Source organism: Burkholderia sp. S-53, from assembly GCF_025560745.1.
Taxonomy (GTDB): domain Bacteria; phylum Pseudomonadota; class Gammaproteobacteria; order Burkholderiales; family Burkholderiaceae; genus Burkholderia; species Burkholderia pyrrocinia.
In genome coordinates this window covers 255,982-273,722 of sequence record NZ_CP090483.1, presented here as the reverse complement: position 1 = coordinate 273,722, position 17,741 = coordinate 255,982, and the positions used below count along the sequence as shown (strand labels likewise).

The 17,741-nt window shown below is 65.7% G+C and carries 16 protein-coding genes and 1 riboswitch; of the genes, 5 read left to right on the top strand and 11 right to left on the bottom strand.

What is annotated here, in order from left to right:
* Positions 1-22 precede the first annotated feature (22 nt).
* The gene (locus LXM88_RS06230; RefSeq protein WP_262539653.1) at positions 23-1,156 is read right to left on the bottom strand and encodes an RNA-guided endonuclease InsQ/TnpB family protein; all 1,134 of its coding nucleotides are present in this window, start codon (positions 1,154-1,156) and stop codon (positions 23-25) included.
* Positions 1,157-1,296: 140 nt separating this feature from the next.
* Between LXM88_RS06230 and LXM88_RS06225 the strand changes: the two genes are divergently transcribed.
* Positions 1,297-1,956, top strand: a complete 660-nt coding sequence (locus LXM88_RS06225; protein WP_262539651.1) for an exonuclease — start codon at positions 1,297-1,299, stop codon at positions 1,954-1,956.
* 79 nt (positions 1,957-2,035) lie between these two features.
* Complete coding sequence (locus LXM88_RS06220) at positions 2,036-2,506, top strand: Lrp/AsnC family transcriptional regulator (protein WP_006477376.1); 471 nt, start codon at positions 2,036-2,038, stop codon at positions 2,504-2,506.
* 42 nt (positions 2,507-2,548) lie between these two features.
* Here LXM88_RS06220 and LXM88_RS06215 read toward each other — a convergent pair whose 3' ends face one another.
* From LXM88_RS06215 to LXM88_RS06205, 3 genes are all read right to left on the bottom strand, one after another.
* Complete coding sequence (locus tag LXM88_RS06215; protein WP_262539644.1) at positions 2,549-3,706, bottom strand: cation diffusion facilitator family transporter; 1,158 nt, start codon at positions 3,704-3,706, stop codon at positions 2,549-2,551.
* Positions 3,707-3,945: 239 nt separating this feature from the next.
* Positions 3,946-4,239 (bottom strand): H-NS histone family protein, encoded by a 294-nt coding sequence (locus LXM88_RS06210; RefSeq protein ID WP_006491875.1) that lies wholly within the window; start codon positions 4,237-4,239, stop codon positions 3,946-3,948.
* Positions 4,240-4,595: 356 nt separating this feature from the next.
* Positions 4,596-5,255, bottom strand: a complete 660-nt coding sequence (locus LXM88_RS06205) for a HugZ family pyridoxamine 5'-phosphate oxidase (RefSeq protein ID WP_262539643.1) — start codon at positions 5,253-5,255, stop codon at positions 4,596-4,598.
* A gap of 397 nt (positions 5,256-5,652) precedes the next feature.
* On the opposite strand from LXM88_RS06205, the gene LXM88_RS06200 reads away from it, so the two are divergent.
* Positions 5,653-6,870: an MFS transporter gene (locus LXM88_RS06200; protein ID WP_262539642.1), complete on the top strand. Its 1,218-nt coding sequence runs from the start codon at positions 5,653-5,655 to the stop codon at positions 6,868-6,870.
* Positions 6,871-6,970: 100 nt separating this feature from the next.
* On the opposite strand, the gene ltrA is transcribed toward LXM88_RS06200, so the two are convergent.
* The 3 genes from ltrA to LXM88_RS06185 all read right to left on the bottom strand — a co-directional run bounded on the left by ltrA (position 6,971) and on the right by LXM88_RS06185 (position 11,441).
* Complete coding sequence (gene ltrA / locus LXM88_RS06195) at positions 6,971-8,338, bottom strand: group II intron reverse transcriptase/maturase (RefSeq protein ID WP_262536617.1); 1,368 nt, start codon at positions 8,336-8,338, stop codon at positions 6,971-6,973.
* Positions 8,339-8,801: 463 nt separating this feature from the next.
* Positions 8,802-9,944: a branched-chain amino acid ABC transporter substrate-binding protein gene (locus tag LXM88_RS06190; RefSeq protein WP_262539640.1), complete on the bottom strand. Its 1,143-nt coding sequence runs from the start codon at positions 9,942-9,944 to the stop codon at positions 8,802-8,804.
* Positions 9,945-10,361: 417 nt separating this feature from the next.
* Positions 10,362-11,441 carry an NAD(P)H-dependent flavin oxidoreductase gene (locus tag LXM88_RS06185; RefSeq protein ID WP_262539639.1) on the bottom strand — a complete coding sequence of 360 codons (1,080 nt, stop codon included), beginning with the start codon at positions 11,439-11,441 and terminating at the stop codon, positions 10,362-10,364.
* A gap of 245 nt (positions 11,442-11,686) precedes the next feature.
* Here LXM88_RS06185 and LXM88_RS06180 point away from each other — a divergent pair, with 245 nt between their 5' ends.
* Both LXM88_RS06180 and LXM88_RS06175 read left to right on the top strand, forming a co-directional pair.
* Positions 11,687-12,379 carry a dienelactone hydrolase family protein gene (locus LXM88_RS06180; RefSeq protein ID WP_262539638.1) on the top strand — a complete coding sequence of 231 codons (693 nt, stop codon included), beginning with the start codon at positions 11,687-11,689 and terminating at the stop codon, positions 12,377-12,379.
* A gap of 81 nt (positions 12,380-12,460) precedes the next feature.
* Positions 12,461-13,939, top strand: coding sequence for an amidase (locus tag LXM88_RS06175; protein ID WP_262542800.1), 1,479 nt, complete (start codon positions 12,461-12,463; stop codon positions 13,937-13,939).
* 90 nt (positions 13,940-14,029) lie between these two features.
* Here LXM88_RS06175 and metF read toward each other — a convergent pair whose 3' ends face one another.
* The 4 genes from metF to LXM88_RS06155 form a co-directional block, all read right to left on the bottom strand.
* Positions 14,030-14,860 (bottom strand): methylenetetrahydrofolate reductase [NAD(P)H], encoded by an 831-nt coding sequence (metF, locus tag LXM88_RS06170; RefSeq protein WP_262539636.1) that lies wholly within the window; start codon positions 14,858-14,860, stop codon positions 14,030-14,032.
* 20 nt (positions 14,861-14,880) lie between these two features.
* On the bottom strand, positions 14,881-15,234 hold the full coding sequence (locus LXM88_RS06165; RefSeq protein WP_011882923.1) for a phage holin family protein: 354 nt from the start codon (positions 15,232-15,234) through the stop codon (positions 14,881-14,883).
* A gap of 104 nt (positions 15,235-15,338) precedes the next feature.
* Positions 15,339-16,757, bottom strand: coding sequence for an adenosylhomocysteinase (ahcY, locus tag LXM88_RS06160; RefSeq protein WP_262539631.1), 1,419 nt, complete (start codon positions 16,755-16,757; stop codon positions 15,339-15,341).
* Positions 16,758-16,789: 32 nt separating this feature from the next.
* Positions 16,790-16,917, bottom strand: a riboswitch (S-adenosyl-L-homocysteine riboswitch).
* A gap of 85 nt (positions 16,918-17,002) precedes the next feature.
* A complete protein-coding gene (locus LXM88_RS06155) occupies positions 17,003-17,737 on the bottom strand; it encodes an RNA polymerase sigma factor FliA (protein WP_047899528.1) in 735 nt (244 codons plus the stop codon).
* Between the last annotated feature and the right edge of the window lie 4 nt (positions 17,738-17,741).

Here is a 17,741-nt window from a genome sequence, read left to right as displayed (position 1 = left end):
CCGAAAGCCACCCGACATCGCCTCAAAGAGACATGGGAATTACGCCTTCTCCATGGGCTGACACCGCCAGTCCGGCGGCCAAAACGTTACGCGCTGCGTTGATGTCACGGTCGTGGATCGCTGAGCATCGCGGACAGGTCCACACGCGCACCTTTAAAGGCAGCGTGGCTACGGTATGCCCGCAATCCGAACATCGCTTGCTGGACGGATGCCAGCGATCGATGCCGATCAACGTGCGGCCGTACCAGTGGGCCTTGTACGTCAGTTGCCTCACGAATTCCGACCAGCTTGCATCGCTGATCGATTTCGCGAGCCTTCGATTGTTCAGCATGTGCCTGACGGCAAGGCTTTCGATGGCAATCACTTGGTTTTCGTTGATCAACCGGGTCGAAAGCTTGTGCAGGAAATCCCTGCGGCAATCTGCTATCCGGGCGTGCATGCGTGCGACTTTGAGTCTCGCCCTCTTGCGATTGGCTGAACCGGGCTGCTTTCTTGCCAGTCGTCGCTGCAACTTCGCGAGCTTGGCTTCGTTTTTGCGAAATGCCTTCGGCGCAGCGATCTTCTCGCCCGTTGAAAGAACGACAAAATCTGTCAACCCGAAGTCGATACCCACCTTGTTGGGCAACGCCGATTTTGCAGAAGCCATGTCGTCACAAAGCATGGATACGTGGTATCGACCAGCCGTGTCTTTCGACACCGTAACGGTCGTTACCTTCGCGCCCTTCGGAATCGTGCGCGACCAGCGGATTGCGAGCGGCGCATCCATCTTCGCCAATCTCAGAGAAGTACCGTCCCACCTGAAAGCGCTTGCCGTGTACTCTGCCGATTGCGCACCGTCCTTGCGCTGTAAATTCGGGTACTTCGCGCGTTTGGCGAAGAAGTTCGCGAATGCCGTCTGCAAATGGCGCAGCGCCTGCTGGAGCGGGACCGAACTGACTTCGTTCAGCCACGTGTGTTCGGGCGTTTTCTTCAGTGCAGTGAGCGCGGCGGAGGTCTCGTGATAGCCGACACTCGCCTGACTCTGCTGCCACGCATCGGTACGCATCCGCAGCATGTGGTTATACACAAAGCGCGCGCTGCCGAACGTTCGGGCAAGCATCGCTGCTTGCTCGGACGTCGGGTAGAACCGGAATCGGTAGGCGCGCTTGATGTCCATGCACCACACCATGTCACACGCTCGCGTGTGCCTCAAGCCTCAGTGGAGCCGCCATACGGCTATGCTCCCTTTACTCCCCACCCCGCGCCCCGAAGGAAGTCCCCTTGGGGGAGGGAAGAGGGTTTCTCGGAAAAATTCGGATGAACCAGACCGCCATCCAGGAAATCTACGTCAGCACCGACGTCGAGGCCGACGGCCCGATTCCGGGCCCGCATTCGATGCTGAGCTTCGCATCGGCCGCCTATACCGAGGACAAGCAGCTGATCGCGACGTTTTCGGCGAACCTCGAGACGCTGCCCGGCGCGCAGGCGCATCCGGTGCAGGAAGCATGGTGGAAAACCGAGCCCGAAGCATGGGCCGCGTGCCGGCGCGACCTGCAGGCGCCCGAGGCGGCGCTGGTCGCGTACGTGGACTGGGTCGAGGCGCTGCCCGGCAAGCCCGTGTTCGTCGCGATGCCGGCCGGCTTCGACTTCACGTTCATGTTCTGGTACATGATGCGCTTCGCGGGACGCTGCCCGTTCTCGTGGTCGGCGCTCGACATCAAGACGCTCGCGTTCGCGATGACGGGGCTGCCGTACCGCAAGGCGATCAAGCCGCGCTTTCCGAAGCACTGGTTCGACGATCACCCGCACACGCACGTCGCGCTCGACGACGCGATCGAGCAAGGCGCGCTGTTCTGCAACATGCTCGCCGACCTGCGCCGGCAGCAGGCGGCGCTCGCGGGCCTCGCCGTGTCGGACACCGATCGGTCGGAAAGCGCAGGGGCGGGACAAAATCCCACGGATCCGCGAGCAAATTAGCGAATCTCGCTCAACAGCGCCACGCCAGATTGCCTTTCCTTTCCCGGCCCTCTAACATTCAGCGTGTTGTAGCTGCCGCATGGAGGCGCAGGTGACGCTCGATTCCTTTTCGCAAAAAATCCTTCGCCTGTTGCAGCTCGACGCGCGCCGTTCCGTACAGGAAATCTCCGACCAGGTCGGCCTGTCGAGCACGCCGTGCTGGCGCCGCATCAAGGACATGGAACAGTCGGGCGTGATCCAGCGCTACACGGCGCTGCTCGATCGCGAGAAGCTCGGCCTGCATGTCTGCGCGCTCGCGCACGTGCATCTGACCCGCCACAACGAAGGCGGCGTCGAGCAGTTCGAGCGCGAGATCGCGACCTGCCCGGAAGTCACCGAGTGCTACAGCACGACCGGCGAAGCCGATTACATCCTCAAGATCGTCGCGCCCGACATCAAGGCCTACGACGTGTTCCTGCACGAACGCATCTTCAAGATCCCGGCCGTGTCGCAGGTACGCACGAGCGTCGTGCTGCGCGAAATCAAGTTCGACACGCAACTGCCGCTGTAACGCGCGAGCCCGCCCGGCCGGCCCGCGTTCGCGGGCGTCACGTCACGCCTGCCCGGGCATCGCGCGCGTGAAGCCGATCCGGCGCGCGCCGAACTCGCGCTTGAGCGCGTCGGCGTCGAGCCGGCCGGCCAGCGCCGCATCGGTGTCGCCCGGATCGCTCGCGAGCGTCACATCGATCTCGAGCCCCGTACTCAGGTAATGCAGGTTGATCGCCGCGGCGCGCAGCCCGCGCTGCGCGAGCGCGGCTTCGAGCCGTGCCGCGATCTCGCCGCGCGGCGGCAGCGCGAGCGCCGGACGGCGCGCCGCGTCGTTCTCGGGGTCGACGTGGATCAGCGCATCGAGCACGCGCGGGTCGGTCAGCACACGTGCGCGTGCGGTCTCGGCGATGTAATGCCCTTCGGACACGGAGATCTTCGGATCGACGAGGATGTGCGCGTCGACGAGCGCGGCATCGCCCATCTTGCGCGTGCGCAGGTCGTGCACGTCGAGCACGCCGGGCGTCGCCGCGAGCAGCGCGCGGATTTCGGCCGTGTCGGTCGTGTCGAGCGCGCGGTCGGAAAGGTCCTGCAGCGCGTCATAGCCGAACGTCCAGCCCATCCGCGCGACCATGAAACCGACGATCGCTGCCGCGATCGGGTCGAGCAGCCGCACGCCGGCCAGGCTGCCGACGATGCCGATCGCGACGACGAGCGACGACGCGGCGTCGGAGCGCGCATGCCATGCATTCGCGACGAGCATCGCCGAGCGCACGCGCCGCGCCTCGCGCAGCATGTAGCGAAACAGCGCTTCTTTCGACACGAGCACCGTGAGCGCGACGATCAGCGCCGAGAAATGGACGGCCGGGATGTTTTCGAGATTAACGAGCCGGTCGCCGGCACGCCAGAGCATGCCGATTCCGACCGCAATCAGGATCGCGCCGAGAAACAGCGACGCGACCGTCTCGTAGCGGCTGTGTCCGTAATTGTGGTCGGCGTCCGGCGATGCGCCGCTATGCCGATTCGCAACCAGCACGACGAAATCCGAGATCAAATCCGAAATCGAATGCACCCCGTCGGCAATCAATGCCTGCGAATGCGCAATCGCGCCGACGACTATCTGAAATGTCGCAAGCACGACATTCAGAACAATACTGACGAGCGTGCTCTTGCGCGCAACAGCGTGCTTATCTGCGCTTTGCGCGTCGCCGGAAAACGTGGACATGAAATATGAGATATCGGTGTGCGATACCCAATTCTATCAAAGGCGCTCCGCGAACCCCGTCAATACCCACAAATTTCTTATTTAAATCAACCGCTTATACGAACGTGTCGCATTTTCATTCACGCGGTATTATTACATTTTCATGACACCGCACGCGTGGCGGCCGGTGCCCGGAAACAAAAAAGCCGCGCCCCTGAACGGATACGCGGCTCTTTTGAGCAGACGACTTAAACAAACGTTTAAATCGCAAACTGTTCGCGGTTCTTGCCTGCGATCCAGCGCGGCGGCTTGCCACGGCCCGACCACGTCGCGCCCGTTTCCGGATCGCGGTATTTCGCGGCCACGCCTGCGCGCGGACGGCCAACCTTACCTGCCTTCGCGCGGCTGAGACCGAGTTCGGCGAGCGAAAAGCCATAGTCGGCAATTTTCTGCTTCACGTCATTCAGCACTTCAGCGTATTCACGCGACTTCGCTTCCTCGATTTGCTTCTCCAGCTTCTCCCGCTGGGCCAGCAGGTCCTTGTAAGAAGACATAGTTTCCCTTTCTATCTGACCAATGGCGCCGGTCTGCTGCCAGCTCACCATTCATGAAATATATGTGCCTCGGATTTTCGAAGGCAGAGATTAGCACAAAAAAGATTTGATAGAAGCGAGATTCACGAAAATCCCGAGACCCATTGTAATTCGCACATGTCATTTTGACCGGCCGCGGCCTTTTCTCAAATTTTTACGTTCCTACACAGAGATTAGGGCATTAGCGATTGCCTATTAAGGCTATCAACATACGCAATTACCCTGCATATGAAAAATCAAAGCTTTCATAGGACGACAGGTTCGCGAATATCGGATGACGCAGCTTGCCAATCGGACAATCCGAGTTGCCCGCGACGTCACGTCACATCCTGCGCGCACGCGATCAGCCGGTCGCGCAGCGCGCCGGCATCGGCCGGCGGCGCGTCGAACGGCGTACGCACGCGGCGGCCGTCGCACCGCCAGTCGGCGCCGTGGCGATCGACGCCGAGCAGGTCGAGCCCGTCGCGGCGCGCATCGCCGGCATCGTAGGCGTCCCACAGCGCCTGTTCCTCGTCGAACCCGAGCGGCGGCAGCGCATCGATATGCGTGCCGTCGACCCAGCCCATGCGCCCGAAGCCGCCGATATAGCGCAGCCGCTCGGTATCGAGCGCCCAGAACGTGAAATCGCCGAGCGCGAGATAGCGCGCGGCGTCCGGCTCGTAGCGCAGGTATCGTGCGGCGACGTGCGGATCGTCGCCGAGCGGCACGAAACGGCCGAGCAGCGTCGCGCGTTCGGCGTTCAGCACGTCGCCGTCGGGCGCGTCGACGACGAGAAAGCCCGCGCGCGGATCGGCGGCGAGATTGCGCGTGTGTTCGGCGAGGCCGCTCACGAGGATCACGGGACGATGGCTTGCATCGGGTGCAAACGGGACGACCGTCGGATACGGAAAGCCCTGCGGATCGCGCGCATGGGTGGCAAGCGTGCCGAGCGCGCAGCGGTGCAGCAGATGCAGGGCGAAGGCGGGATCGATGTTCAAGAGGACTCCTGCGGTCGAGGAGCGGCGCTTCGGGCACGCCGCATGTGCTTCGATGTTACCCGCGGGCGCCGCGCGGCGCGTATCGGCCGGACGGCCGATGCGGCGCCAGGCACTGGACGGACGGCGCACTGCCGCGATGAGACCCGGTCGCCTGATCGCCTGATCGCCTGATCGCCTGATCGCCTGATCGCCTGATCGCCTGATCGCCCGGTCGCCTGATCGACTGATCGCCCGGTCGCCTGATCGACTGATCGACTGATCGACTGATCGCCTGATCGCCCGATCGCCGAAACATCGGCCGAACGGGTAACACCCGGCAGGATCGTAAGCGGTTCGATAGAATCGGACGATTCCGACGGACGCCGCGTGCGTCCGCGCATTTCTTGACGAGCCTTCCGTGTCCGAATCCTCCTCCCCCGAATCGTCGTCCCCGTTCGCCGCGCCGCCCGACGCGCATCGCGTGCTGCCGCTCCCGGCCCGCCAGCGGGCCCGCACCGCGTCGATGGCGCTGTTCTTCGTCGCCGGCATGATGTACGCGTCGTGGGGCGTGCACGTGCCGACCGTGCGCGACAAGTTCGCGCTGAGCCCCGGGCTGCTGTCGATCGCGCTGTTCGCGGTCGCCGGCGGCTCGATCGCCGCGATGCTGACCATCGCGCGCTGGATCGCGCGCGTCGGCTCGCGCACCGCGTGCCTCGCGGGCGGGCTCGTGATGTCCGCATGCGCGGCGCTGATCCTCGTCGTGCCCGACTACTGGATGCTGCTCGGCGTACTCGCGCTGTTCGGCTTCTCGATGGCGACGCTCGACGTCGCGATGAACGCCGAGGCCAGCGCGGTCGAGATCGCGATCGGCAAGCCGATCATGTCGTCGCTGCACGGCATGTTCAGCATCGGCGGGATGTCGGGCGCGGCGGCCGGCGGCGCGCTGCTGTCGGCCGGCATGGCGCCGGCCGCGCATCTGGCGCTCGCGGCGGCAGTGAGCGCCACGGTGCTCGTGGTTGCGAGCCCGGCCGTGCTGCCGCATGTGCCGCACCACGAACACGCGCACGGCGACGGCAACCGCTGGCGCTCGCCCGCGCTGTGGATGCTCGGCGGCATCGCGCTCGTCGCGCTGATCGCCGAAGGCGCGATGTACGACTGGGCGACGGTCTACATGCGCGACGTCGTCGCGGCGAGCCCCGCGCTCGCGAGCGCCGCGTACGCGGCGTTCTCGGGCGGGATGGCCATCGCGCGCTTCGCGGGCGACGCCGTGCGCGCCCGCTTCGGCGCGCCGCAGCTCGTGTTCGCGAGCGCGTCGCTCGCGTGTGCCGGGATGATCGGTGCGCTGCTGCTGCCCTATCCGGCCGCGGTGCTGACCGGCTTCACGCTGATAGGCCTCGGCCTCGCGAACATGATGCCCGTGCTGTTCGCGGCCGCCGCGCGCGTGAAAGGCATCCACGCGGCCGAAGGGCTCGCGCATGTGGCCGGGCTCGCGTATTTCGGACTGCTGTTCGGTCCGGTCGTGATCGGCGCGGTCGCGCAGGCCGCGAACCTGACGATCGGCCTGTCGGTCGTCGCGCTGTGCGCGGCGCTCGTCGCGGCCGTCGCGCCGAAGGTGCTCGCGCACCTGAAGATCTGACCGCCCGTCAGCCAATCGGCATAGGGGACGGCCATAAGGCCGTGCCCCTGCCACACCACCCGGCATGCGGGTCCGCACCGGGCGGTTCAGGAAGTTGAGGTTATGAGAGTCGGGGTACACCCAGCCGGTCGAAGTATGCGATGGTCAGCACGCTGTTGAGCAGCCGGTCGCTATTGCGCCACCAGCAGCGACTGTTGGCCGCCACCTGTCGCGCAACGTCATCCGATGCCCCCAGCGCACACAGCTCCCGGTAAATGGTCGTGCCACGACGCCAGTGTTTTAGCTGGATCGCTCGCAACCGGTGCCGCAGCCACTTGTCCAGTTCCAACCAGACACGGGGCGTTTGCGCGAGCCGGAAGTACGCTTTCCACCCTTGCACATAGGTCCGTAGTCGTTCCACCACCTCTGGCAGACTCCGCCCGCCAGATCGACGGGTCAGTTCACGAACGCGGTGTTTGAACGCCAGTAGCGGTTTGGCCGCCACCTTGCGCTTCACGACACCGCCCGGGGCCACCCACAGGCTGTAGCCCAGAAACTTGCGTCCAAACACACTCGCCACTGCGCTCTTGGTCTCGTTGACCTTCAGGCGCAGCCGACCATACAGGCGTCGCAGCAGAGCCATCACCCGCTCGCCCGCCCGACGGCTGCGAACATAAACATTCGCATCGTCGGCGTAGCGCACGAAGCAGTGACCCCGCCGCTCCAGTTCCTTGTCCACCTCATCGAGCAGCACGTTGGCCAGCAGTGGGGATAGCGGCCCGCCCTGCGGCGTGCCCTGACCCCGCTGCTGGACCACTCCGTCATCCATGATGCCGCTGTTCAGATACGCCCGGATCAGCCGGATCACTCCGGCGTCGCCAATGCGTTTCTGTACACGATCGATCAGAATGTCGTGGTTGACCCGGTCGAAGAACTTCTCCAGATCAACGTCCACCACGGTTCGCCGGCCTGACTGCACGTACGATTGCGCGGCTAACACCGCGTCATGCGCACGCCGTCCCGGACGGAAGCCGTAGCTGTACTCGCTGAAGGTAGGGTCCAGAACTGGCTGTAGCACCTGTAGCAGCGCCTGCTGGATCAGCCGGTCCGTTACCGTCGGGATGCCCAGCTCGCGCTCGCCCCCATCCGGTTTCGGAATCGTTACCCGTCGTACCGGACTGGGCCGGTACGTCCCCTTCAGCAACTGTTCACGAATCACAGGCCACGCCGTCACCAGATGACGCGCAGTCTGGTTAATGTCCAGGCCGTCTACGCCAGCGGCGCCCCTGTTAGCCCGCACCCGTTTGAACGCCTGCTTCAGGTTCCCTCTCGTCAGCGCCGCTTCCAGCAGCGCTGACCCCGTGTCCCCGGATTCATGCCGCGGGCCGCAAGCTTCGTCGCTAGCAGATGCACGCGCAGCTTCACCGCGCGCTTTTCCCGCTCGCCCCGTTTGCACGGACATCTGACGCAATGCCTGCCGCATCGACATGACGCTGAACACTCCTTCCCGTTTGGCCCTTCGTCACCAGCTTCAGCCTCACCGGCCTGTCCTGTGACTACTACGGCCTCTGCTGACTTCTCGCTCCGGCTCGACGCCGCTGCCCTTTCAGGCATGAGGCGAGATCTCCCCAGGTAAGAACGCACTCCTTCACTGCACAGCCGCCGGATTTACGCCACCGCTCCTTGATCACAAGAGCTTTGCGGTTTCCTGCCCGCTCGCCCTGGTCGGTGCCGCCTTCTATCCGGTTCTTGTTCATCGGCTCGCAGTTTCGCTCCACGCTTCCTCCCCACGATCGGTCACCCTCTCGCAGTTGCGCTTCGCTTCGCTCGCTGTGATCAACTTACGGTGGGACTTGCACCCACAAGAGTGCGCCCATGCTGGGCGCACAAAAGAAAGCGCGCATGCGTTGCCGCATGCGCGCTTTCGCCCCTTCTGTTGACCGCCTGTTGCGTTACATCTTCACTTCGTCGAGCAGCGTCTTCTTGCCGCTCTTGTAGTTGTACAGCGAGATCACGCCGTGCTGCAGGTCGCCCTTCGAGTCGAAGGTCGTCGTGCCGATCACGCCCGTGTAGTTCGTCGCCGGCATCGCCCCGAGGATCTTCGCCGGGTCCGTCGAGTTCGAGCGCTTCATCGCGTCGACGACGATGTACACGGCGTCATACGTGAACGGTGCGTAGATCTGGATCGGCTGGCCGAAGCGCTTCTCGAACTTCGCCTTGAACGCGCTGCCGCCCGGCATCTTCTCGAGCGAAGCACCCGCTTCCGAGCACACGACGTTGTCGGTCGCGTCGCCGGCCAGGTCGGCCAGCTTTTCCGTGCACACGCCGTCGCCCGCGAGGATCTTCGCGCGCACGCCAAGCTGCTTCGCCTGCTTCGCGAACGGGCCGCCGGTCGCGTCCATGCCGCCGTACATGATCGCGTCCGGATTCTCACCCTTGATCTTGGTCAGAATCGCGCGGAAGTCGACCGCCTTGTCGTTCGTCGCGTCGTGCGACATCACCTTCAGGCCGAGCGCCTTCGCCTTCTTCTCGAACTCGTTCGCGAGACCCTGGCCGTATGCGGTCGAATCGTCGACCACCGCCACGCTCTTGATGCCCTTCGAGTGCGCGTAGTTCGCGAGTGCCGGGCCCTGCTGCGCATCGGTCGCCACCACGCGGTACGTGGTCTTGAAGCCTTGCTGCGTGTAGGCCGGGTTGGTCGCCGACGGCGAGATCTGCACGATGCCCGCATCGCTGTAGATCTTCGAGGCCGGGATCGACGTGCCCGAGTTCAGGTGGCCGATGACGGCGACGACCTTGTCGTCGACGAGCTTCTGCGCAACCTGCGTAGCCTGCCGCGGGTCGGCCGCGTCATCCTGCGGGTCGAGTTGCAGCGTGACCTTCTGGCCGCCGACCGTGAAACCCTTGGCGTTGATCTCCTCGACGGCGAGACGCGCACCGTTTTCGTTGTCCTTGCCCAGGTGTGCAATGCCGCCCGTCAAGGGCGCGACGTGGCCGATCTTGACGACTTGATCGGCGGCCGCGTTGCTTGCAGCTGCAACGCACAGCATCGCCGCAGCGGTGATCGGCAACAGCTTCTGCATTTTGATATTCATGTAAGTCTCCAGTTTCGGTCCCAATAAACGCCATCGCCCGGTGCCCCGCTGCCATCCCTGTGTTTGCAATCACTGGACGATTCGCCGGATGCATCGTTCATGCACTTGGCCTCAAGCACGTGAAAACAGCCGCTTTTAGCAGCCACCCGCCCGTACTTGCGCGCAAGTGTAGGTGATCAAATTAATTTGTGGGACTTTTTTGGGGTAGTGGTAACACTACTGATATGCGCACTCTGGAATGATGACTCGAATATCGCCACAAGCCCCGCCGGATAAGGGTTTCCGCTAATTACCGGCAGCTTGCCGAAAGGTCGTTTCAAAAGATTCCCGGGGCATTTCGATTCGGTATTTTGTGCCCGTGATCATTGAATGAAACGCGCGTGACAACCGCGCGTTTCGTCGTTCGAGTCGAACGGTTCAGGCGGCCGACGCGCGCCATTCCGCGTCGAGCGCGGCGACGAGCTGCGACGTCGTCAGCGCATCGCCGCGCCGCCGCGCGAGCGGCGCGCCCTGGCCGGCCCACAGCGACAGGTATTCGCCGTCGTTCGCGCGCGCGGCGGCCTGGCGCAGCGGCTGCGTCAGCGCGTTCTGCACCGGGTACGGCGCGGCGTCGGCCACGCGCTCGCCGAGCCGCGCCATCAGCGTGTTGCGCAGCCCGCGCGCATGGCGGCCGGTGATCGCGCGCGTGACCTGGGTCGACGTATCCGCGCAAGCCAGCAGGCGTGCCTTCCAGTCCGCCGCGATCGCGCTTTCCGCGCAGGTCAGGAACGCCGTGCCGAGCTGTGCGCCCTGCGCACCGAGCGCGAGCGCGGCCGCGATCCCGCGGCCGTCCATGATGCCGCCCGCGGCGAGCACGGGCAGCCCCGTCGCGTCGACCAGCTGCGGCACGAGCGCGAACGTGCCGATCAGCGCTTCGTCGGCGGAACCGATGAACGTGCCGCGATGGCCGCCCGCCTCGGCGCCCTGCGCGGACAGCGCGTCGGCGCCGGCCGCCTGCCACGCGAGCCCTTCGGCGACGTGCGTCGCGGTGCCGATCACATAGGTGCCGGCGGCCTTCAGGCGCGCGACGTCGGCCGCGTCGAGCACGCCGAACGTGAAGCTCGCGACTGGCACGCGCAGCGACACGAGCGCATCGAGCTGCGCGCGGAAGTCGGGCGCATAACGCGCGGGGGCGGTGCCCGGCGGCAGCCCGAGCGTCGCGTTCAGCGGGTCGATCGCCGCGAGTGCGCGCGCGACGGTCGCCGCATCGGGTGCGGCGTCCGGCAGCACGAACAGGTTGACCGCGAACGGGCGATCGGTCGCCGCGCGGATCGCCGCGACTTCGGCCGCGAGACGATCGGGCGCGAACGCGCCGGCGCCGAGGCTGCCGAGCGCGCCGGCGTTCGATGCGGCGGCGACCATCGCGGCCGTGGTCGCGCCGACCATCGGCGCCTGCACGAGCGGCAGGCGCAGGCCGAAGCGTTCGGAAAAGGGCGTGGAATACAGATGGGCAGGCATGACGAATCCTTCGATGACGATGCGCGAAAGCGCTTTGTAAAAGCCGGCATTTCGACTCTATCGAAGCGGCTCGCCGCCGAAAAATGAATAATCGAGATCGAAACGATCGCTGCGCGAGAAGCGGGCCGCACATCCGGCGCACGCGTTGCGCGTGCGCTGCAGCACCGGACGATCGGTGGCACACTAGACCGCCCTCTTCCCCCGGGGGCGCGCGCAGCGCGCCCCGTTCGCCAGGAGTTCAAAACGTGACTGCCCAATGGATCGACATCCCGACCGGTAACGACAGCTTCGGCGGCTATCTCGCGCTGCCCAAGCGCGGCAAGGGCCCTGCCGTCATCATCATCCAGGAGATCTTCGGCGTGAACTCGCACATCCGCGCGGTCGCCGACCAGTACGCGTCCGACGGCTACGTCGCGCTCGCGCCGGACATGTTCTGGCGCACACAGCCGCGCGTCGAACTGACCTATGAAGGCGCGGATCGCGACAAGGGCATCGAGCTGATGAAAAAGACCGACGTGGGTCTCGCGGTCGCGGACATCGGCGCAGCGGCCGACGCATTGCGCGCGCGCCCCGAAGTGGCCGGCAAGATCGCCGCGATCGGCTACTGCTTCGGCGGCCAGCTCGCGTACCGCGCGGCCGCGACCGGCAAGCTCGACGCGGCGGTCGCCTATTACGGCGGCGGCATCCAGAACGCGCTCGACCTGGCCGGCAAGGTCACGCAGCCGATCCTGTTCCACTACGCGGAAAACGATCACGGGATCCCGCTGTCGGCCGTCGATCAAGTGAAGGCCGCGTTCGCCGGCCACGGCCACGCATCCTTCCACGTGTATCCGGGCGCCGAGCACGGCTTCAACTGCACGGACCGCGCGTCGTACAACCAGCGCGCATCGGCGCTCGCGCACGGCCGCACGCTGACGTTCCTCGCCGAGCACCTGTAACAACACCCGGCCGCGGGCCCATCGCGCCGGGCCCGCGTTATTCTCCCTTCATCGCCACGAGTCACAACGGGGGTGACAGCGATGCACTCGGACTATCTCGCGCATGACGCGATCGGCCTCGCCGCGCTCGTGCGCGACCGCAAGGCAAGCCCGCGCGAATTGCTCGATGCGGCGATCAGCCAGGCCGAAGCGGTCAATGGCGCGATCAACGCGATCGTGCTGCAGGACTACGAAGCCGCGCGCCAGCGCGCGACCTCCGTGCCCGACCCCGGCGCCGACGCGCCGTTCGCGGGCGTTCCGTATCTCGTCAAGGATCTCGGCGCGGCGGTCGCCGGGCTGCCGCTGTCGATGGGCAGCCGGCACTACCGGTATTACGTGCCCGCCGACGATTCGCCGGTGATCGCGCGCAGCCGTGCGGCCGGCCTCAACGTGTTCGGCAAGACCAACACGTCGGAGATCGGCCAGATGCCGTACACGGAACCCGAACTGTTCGGCGCGTGCCGCAACCCGTGGAATCTCGACCACACGCCCGGCGGCTCGAGCGGCGGCGCGGCGGCGGCCGTCGCGGCCGGCATCGTGCCGCTCGCGCATGCATCCGACGGCGGCGGCTCGATCCGCATCCCGGCGTCGTGCTGCGGGCTGTTCGGCCTGAAGCCGAGCCGCAATCCGATGCTCGTCGACCAGCCGTCGAACGGCGAGCTGGTCGTCCAGCATGCGGTGTCGCGCAGCGTGCGCGACAGCGCGCTGCTGCTCGACGTGACGACCGGCCAGACGCTGCCGCACGGCGCGCCCGGCACGTTCCTCGGCGAACTCGATACGCCGCCCGGCCCGCTGCGGATCGGCCTCGTCGTCGATCCGATGCTCGCGTCGGCGCTCGCCGACGACACGCGCGCGGCGCTCGACGATGCGGCCGCGCTGCTCGAATCGCTCGGCCACCACGTCGAGCCGGCCACGCTGCACATCGACTACGCGCGCGCGGCCGAAACCTTCCTCACGCTGTGGGCGACGATCGCCGAGGAGATGGTGCTCGGCGCACGCGAGCTGACCGGCCGCGCGCCGCGGCGCGGCGAGTTCGAAGCGGCGACGTGGGCGATGGCCGTAGTCGGCCGGCGCCTCGCGCGCACGCGCCTGCCGGACGTACTCGAGTGGCAGCGCCAGCTCACCGTGCAGGTTTCGGGCCTCGTGTCGCGCTACGACGCGATTCTGTGCGCATCGCTCGCGGCGCCGCCGGTGAAGATCGGCGAACTGCTGCCGACGCCGTTCGAATCGGCGCAGATGAAGCTGCTCGCCGCGCTGCCGGTGAAGCCGCTGCTGAAGGAAATGCTCGCGAAGTCGTCGGAGAAGGCGTTCGCATGGGCCGGCTGCACCGAGCTGTTCAACCTGACCGGCCAGCCGGCGATGTCGGTACCGCTCTACTGGAATGCGCGCGGGCTGCCGATCGGCGTGCAGTTCGTCGCGCGCCACACCGACGACGCACTGCTGCTCAGGCTCGCGCGGCAGCTCGAACAGGCGCGGCCGTGGTTCGACCGCCGCCCGCCGCTGATGCGGGCGCAGCGCTGACGCGCGGCCTCTTCTCGAGGCAAGCAGCGAAAAAAAAACCCGCCGGCGAAACCGGCGGGGCTTTTGCGCATGCAAATCGCGCGGTGGCGCTTACATGGCGAGCCGTTCGCAGATCGTCCGCGTCGCGGTCGCTGCATTCAGCGTGTAGAAATGCAGCCCCGGCACGCCCGCGTCGATCAGGCGCCGGCACAGATCGGTGACGACGTCCGCGCCGAACGCGCGGATCGCGTCGCGATCGTCGCCGAAGCTCTCGAGCCGGCGTGCGATCCAGCGCGGCACTTCGGCGCCGCACATCTCGGAGAAGCGCATCAGCTGCGAGAAGTTCGTGATCGGCATGATGCCCGGCACGATCGGCACGTCCACGCCCAGCTTGCGCGCATCGTCGACGAAGCGGAAATACGCGTCGGCGTTGAAGAAGTACTGCGTGATCGCGGAATTCGCGCCGGCTTTCACCTTGCGCGCGAAATTCTCGAGATCGGCCTTCGGCGAGCGCGATTGCGGGTGGTACTCCGGATAGCCGGCGACCTCGATGTGGAACCAGTCGCCATGCTCGGCGCGGATGAAGCTGACGAGCTCGGACGCATAACGCAGCTCGCCGACCTCGCCCATCCCCGACGGCAGGTCGCCGCGCAGCGCGACGATATGCCGGATGCCGTGCGAGCGGTACTGGTCGAGGATCGCGCGCAGGCTGTCGCGCGACGAGCCGATGCACGACAGGTGCGGCGCGGCCTCGAGGCCGTCCTTCTGCATGTCGAGCACGGTATCGAGCGTGCCCTGCTGCGTCGAGCCGCCGGCGCCGAACGTCACGGAGACGAATTTCGGCTTCAGCGGCAGCAGCTGCGCACGCGTCGCGCGCAGCTTTTCGACGCCGTCCGCCGTTTTCGGCGGGAAGAATTCAAACGAAAGTTCGATCGGTTTCATGATTCGATGGGTTCAGCGCCTCAGCCGATGTCGCGCTGGCCGAAGATCAGCGCGGACAGCAGCCAGGACACGATGCTGTACAGGATCGAACCGAAGAACGCGGACCAGAATCCCGACACCTCGAAGCCCTTCAGCAACGACGACGCGAACCAGAAGCACAGCGCGTTCACGACGAGGATGAACACCCCGAGCGTGACGATCGTGACGGGCAGCGTCAGCAGGATCAGCACCGGGCGGATCACCGTGTTGATCAGGCCGAGCACGACCGCGACGATCAGCGCGGTGCCGAAGCTCTTGATGTGGATCGACGGCACGAGGTACGTGATGATCAGCAGCGCGAGCGCGTTGATGACCCAGGTGAGGATGACGCTCATGGAGTGCTCCGGTTCTGTTGTCGATCTTCTGTACGGTCAGCGGCCGCCGCCCCGCGTGCGCCGCATCGTCGGCGACGCGGCCCGCTCGGGACGGCGGCGGCGCATCAGTAGCGGTAGTGGTTCGGCTTGAACGGGCCGTCCTTCTGCACGCCGATGTACGAAGCCTGCTCGTCCGACAGCACGGACAGGTTCGCGCCGATGCGCGCGAGGTGCAGGCGCGCGACCTTTTCATCGAGATGCTTCGGCAGCACGTACACCTTGTTCTCGTACTCGGCGCCGCGCACGAACAGCTCGATCTGCGCGAGCGTCTGGTTCGCGAACGAGTTCGACATCACGAACGACGGGTGGCCGGTCGCGCAGCCGAGGTTCACGAGGCGGCCTTCCGCGAGCAGGATCACGCGCTTGCCGTCGGGGAAGATGATGTGGTCGACCTGCGGCTTGATGTTTTCCCACTGGTACTGGCGGGTCGACGCGACGTCGATTTCCGAGTCGAAGTGGCCGATATTGCAGACGATTGCGTTGTGGCGCATCGCCTTCATGTGATCGTGGCCGATCACGTGGAAGTTGCCGGTGGCCGTCACGAAGATGTCGGCCTTGTCGGCCGCGTATTCCATCGTCACGACGCGGTAGCCTTCCATCGCCGCCTGCAGTGCGCAGATCGGATCGATTTCGGTGACCCACACGGTCGCGCCCAGGCCGCGCAGCGACTGCGCGCAGCCCTTGCCCACGTCGCCGTAGCCGGCGACGACCGCGACCTTGCCCGCGATCATCACGTCGGTCGCGCGCTTGATGCCGTCGACGAGCGATTCACGGCAGCCGTACAGGTTGTCGAACTTCGACTTCGTGACCGAATCGTTCACGTTGAACGCCGGGAACGGCAGGCGGCCGTCCTTTTCCATCTGGTACAGGCGGTGCACGCCGGTCGTGGTTTCTTCGGTCACGCCCTTGATGTGCGCGAGGCGCTTCGAGTACCAGGTCGCGTCGATGTCGAGGTGCTTCGCGATCGACTTGTACAGCGCGACTTCTTCCTCGTTGGTCGGCTTCGCGATCACCGAACGGTCCTTCTCGGCCTTCGCGCCGAGGATCAGCAGCAGCGTTGCGTCGCCGCCGTCGTCCAGGATCATGTTCGCGAATTCGCCGTTCGGCCATTCGAAGATGCGGTGCGAGAATTCCCAGTATTCGTCGAGCGATTCGCCCTTGAACGCGAACACCGGCGTGCCGGCTTCGACGATCGCGGCCGCTGCGTGGTCCTGCGTCGAGAAGATGTTGCACGAGGCCCAGCGGACGTCCGCGCCGAGCGCCTTCAGCGTCTCGATCAGCACGCCCGTCTGGATCGTCATGTGCAGCGAACCTGCGATGCGCGCGCCCTTCAGCGGCTGCTGCGCCTTGTATTCGTCGCGGATCTGCACGAGGCCCGGCATTTCGGTCTCGGCGATGTTCAGTTCCTTGCGGCCCCAGCCGGCCAGCGCCATGTCGGCGACGACGTAATCGTTGGAAGCTTTCGAATCGATAATGGCGTTCATCACGCCCTCCTTTCTAAAAAAGTTCTAGATTGGTGACGTGAGCGCCGTTCAGGAAGCGGGGCCGGCGCGACGGTCGCGAAACGCGCGCCGCACGGCTGCTTGGTGAAGCCTTCCGAGCCTGGCGGACGCAGGATGGTCCGTCGCAACGCTCCTCGGAAAACGGGAGGGATTGTAGCAAATCGGCGCGCGAAATGCGCAAGCGTCGCCAGCGCGCGGCGTCGGCGCGCGTTGCCGCCGAGAAAGGGTCAGGACTCCGCGCCGACCCACGCCTGTTCGCGCAGCCGCGCGCGCAGGCGCGCGACGGCCTGGCTGTGCAGTTGGCACACGCGCGATTCGCTCACTTCGAGCACCGCGCCGATCTCGCGCAGATTCAGACCCCGTTCGTAATACAGCGACATCAGCAGCTTCTCGCGTTCCGGCAGCCGCTCGATCGCCTCGACGAGCGCCTCGCGCAGGTGCTCGTCGAGCAGCGACGACAGCGGGTCCGCGTGATCGACGCGATAGCGGTCGAGGAACGGCTCGTCGTCGGCCGCGCGGTCGAAATCCTCGTAGTAGATGAGCTGGCTGCCGTGCAGGTCCTGCAGCATCCCCTGGTATTCGTCGAGCGGCATGTTCAGGTGCTGCGCGATCTCGGTCTCGCTCGCCGAGCGGCCGAGATGCTGCTCGACCTGGTGCACCGCGTGCTCGACCTCGCGCGACGTCTTGCGCAGGCTGCGCGGCAGCCAGTCGTTGCTGCGCAGTTCGTCGAGCATCGCGCCGCGGATGCGCTGCGTTGCGTAGGTCTCGAACTGCGCGCCCTGGTCTTCCTTGTAGCGGCCGGCCGCGTCCATCAGGCCGATCATGCCGGCCTGGATCAGGTCGTCGAGGTCGACGCTCGCCGGCATCTTCGCGACGAGCTGCAGCCCGAGGCGACGCACGAGCGGCGCATATTGCGCGAGCACGTCGGACTGGGACATCTTTCCTTGAGCGTTGTACATCATGGCT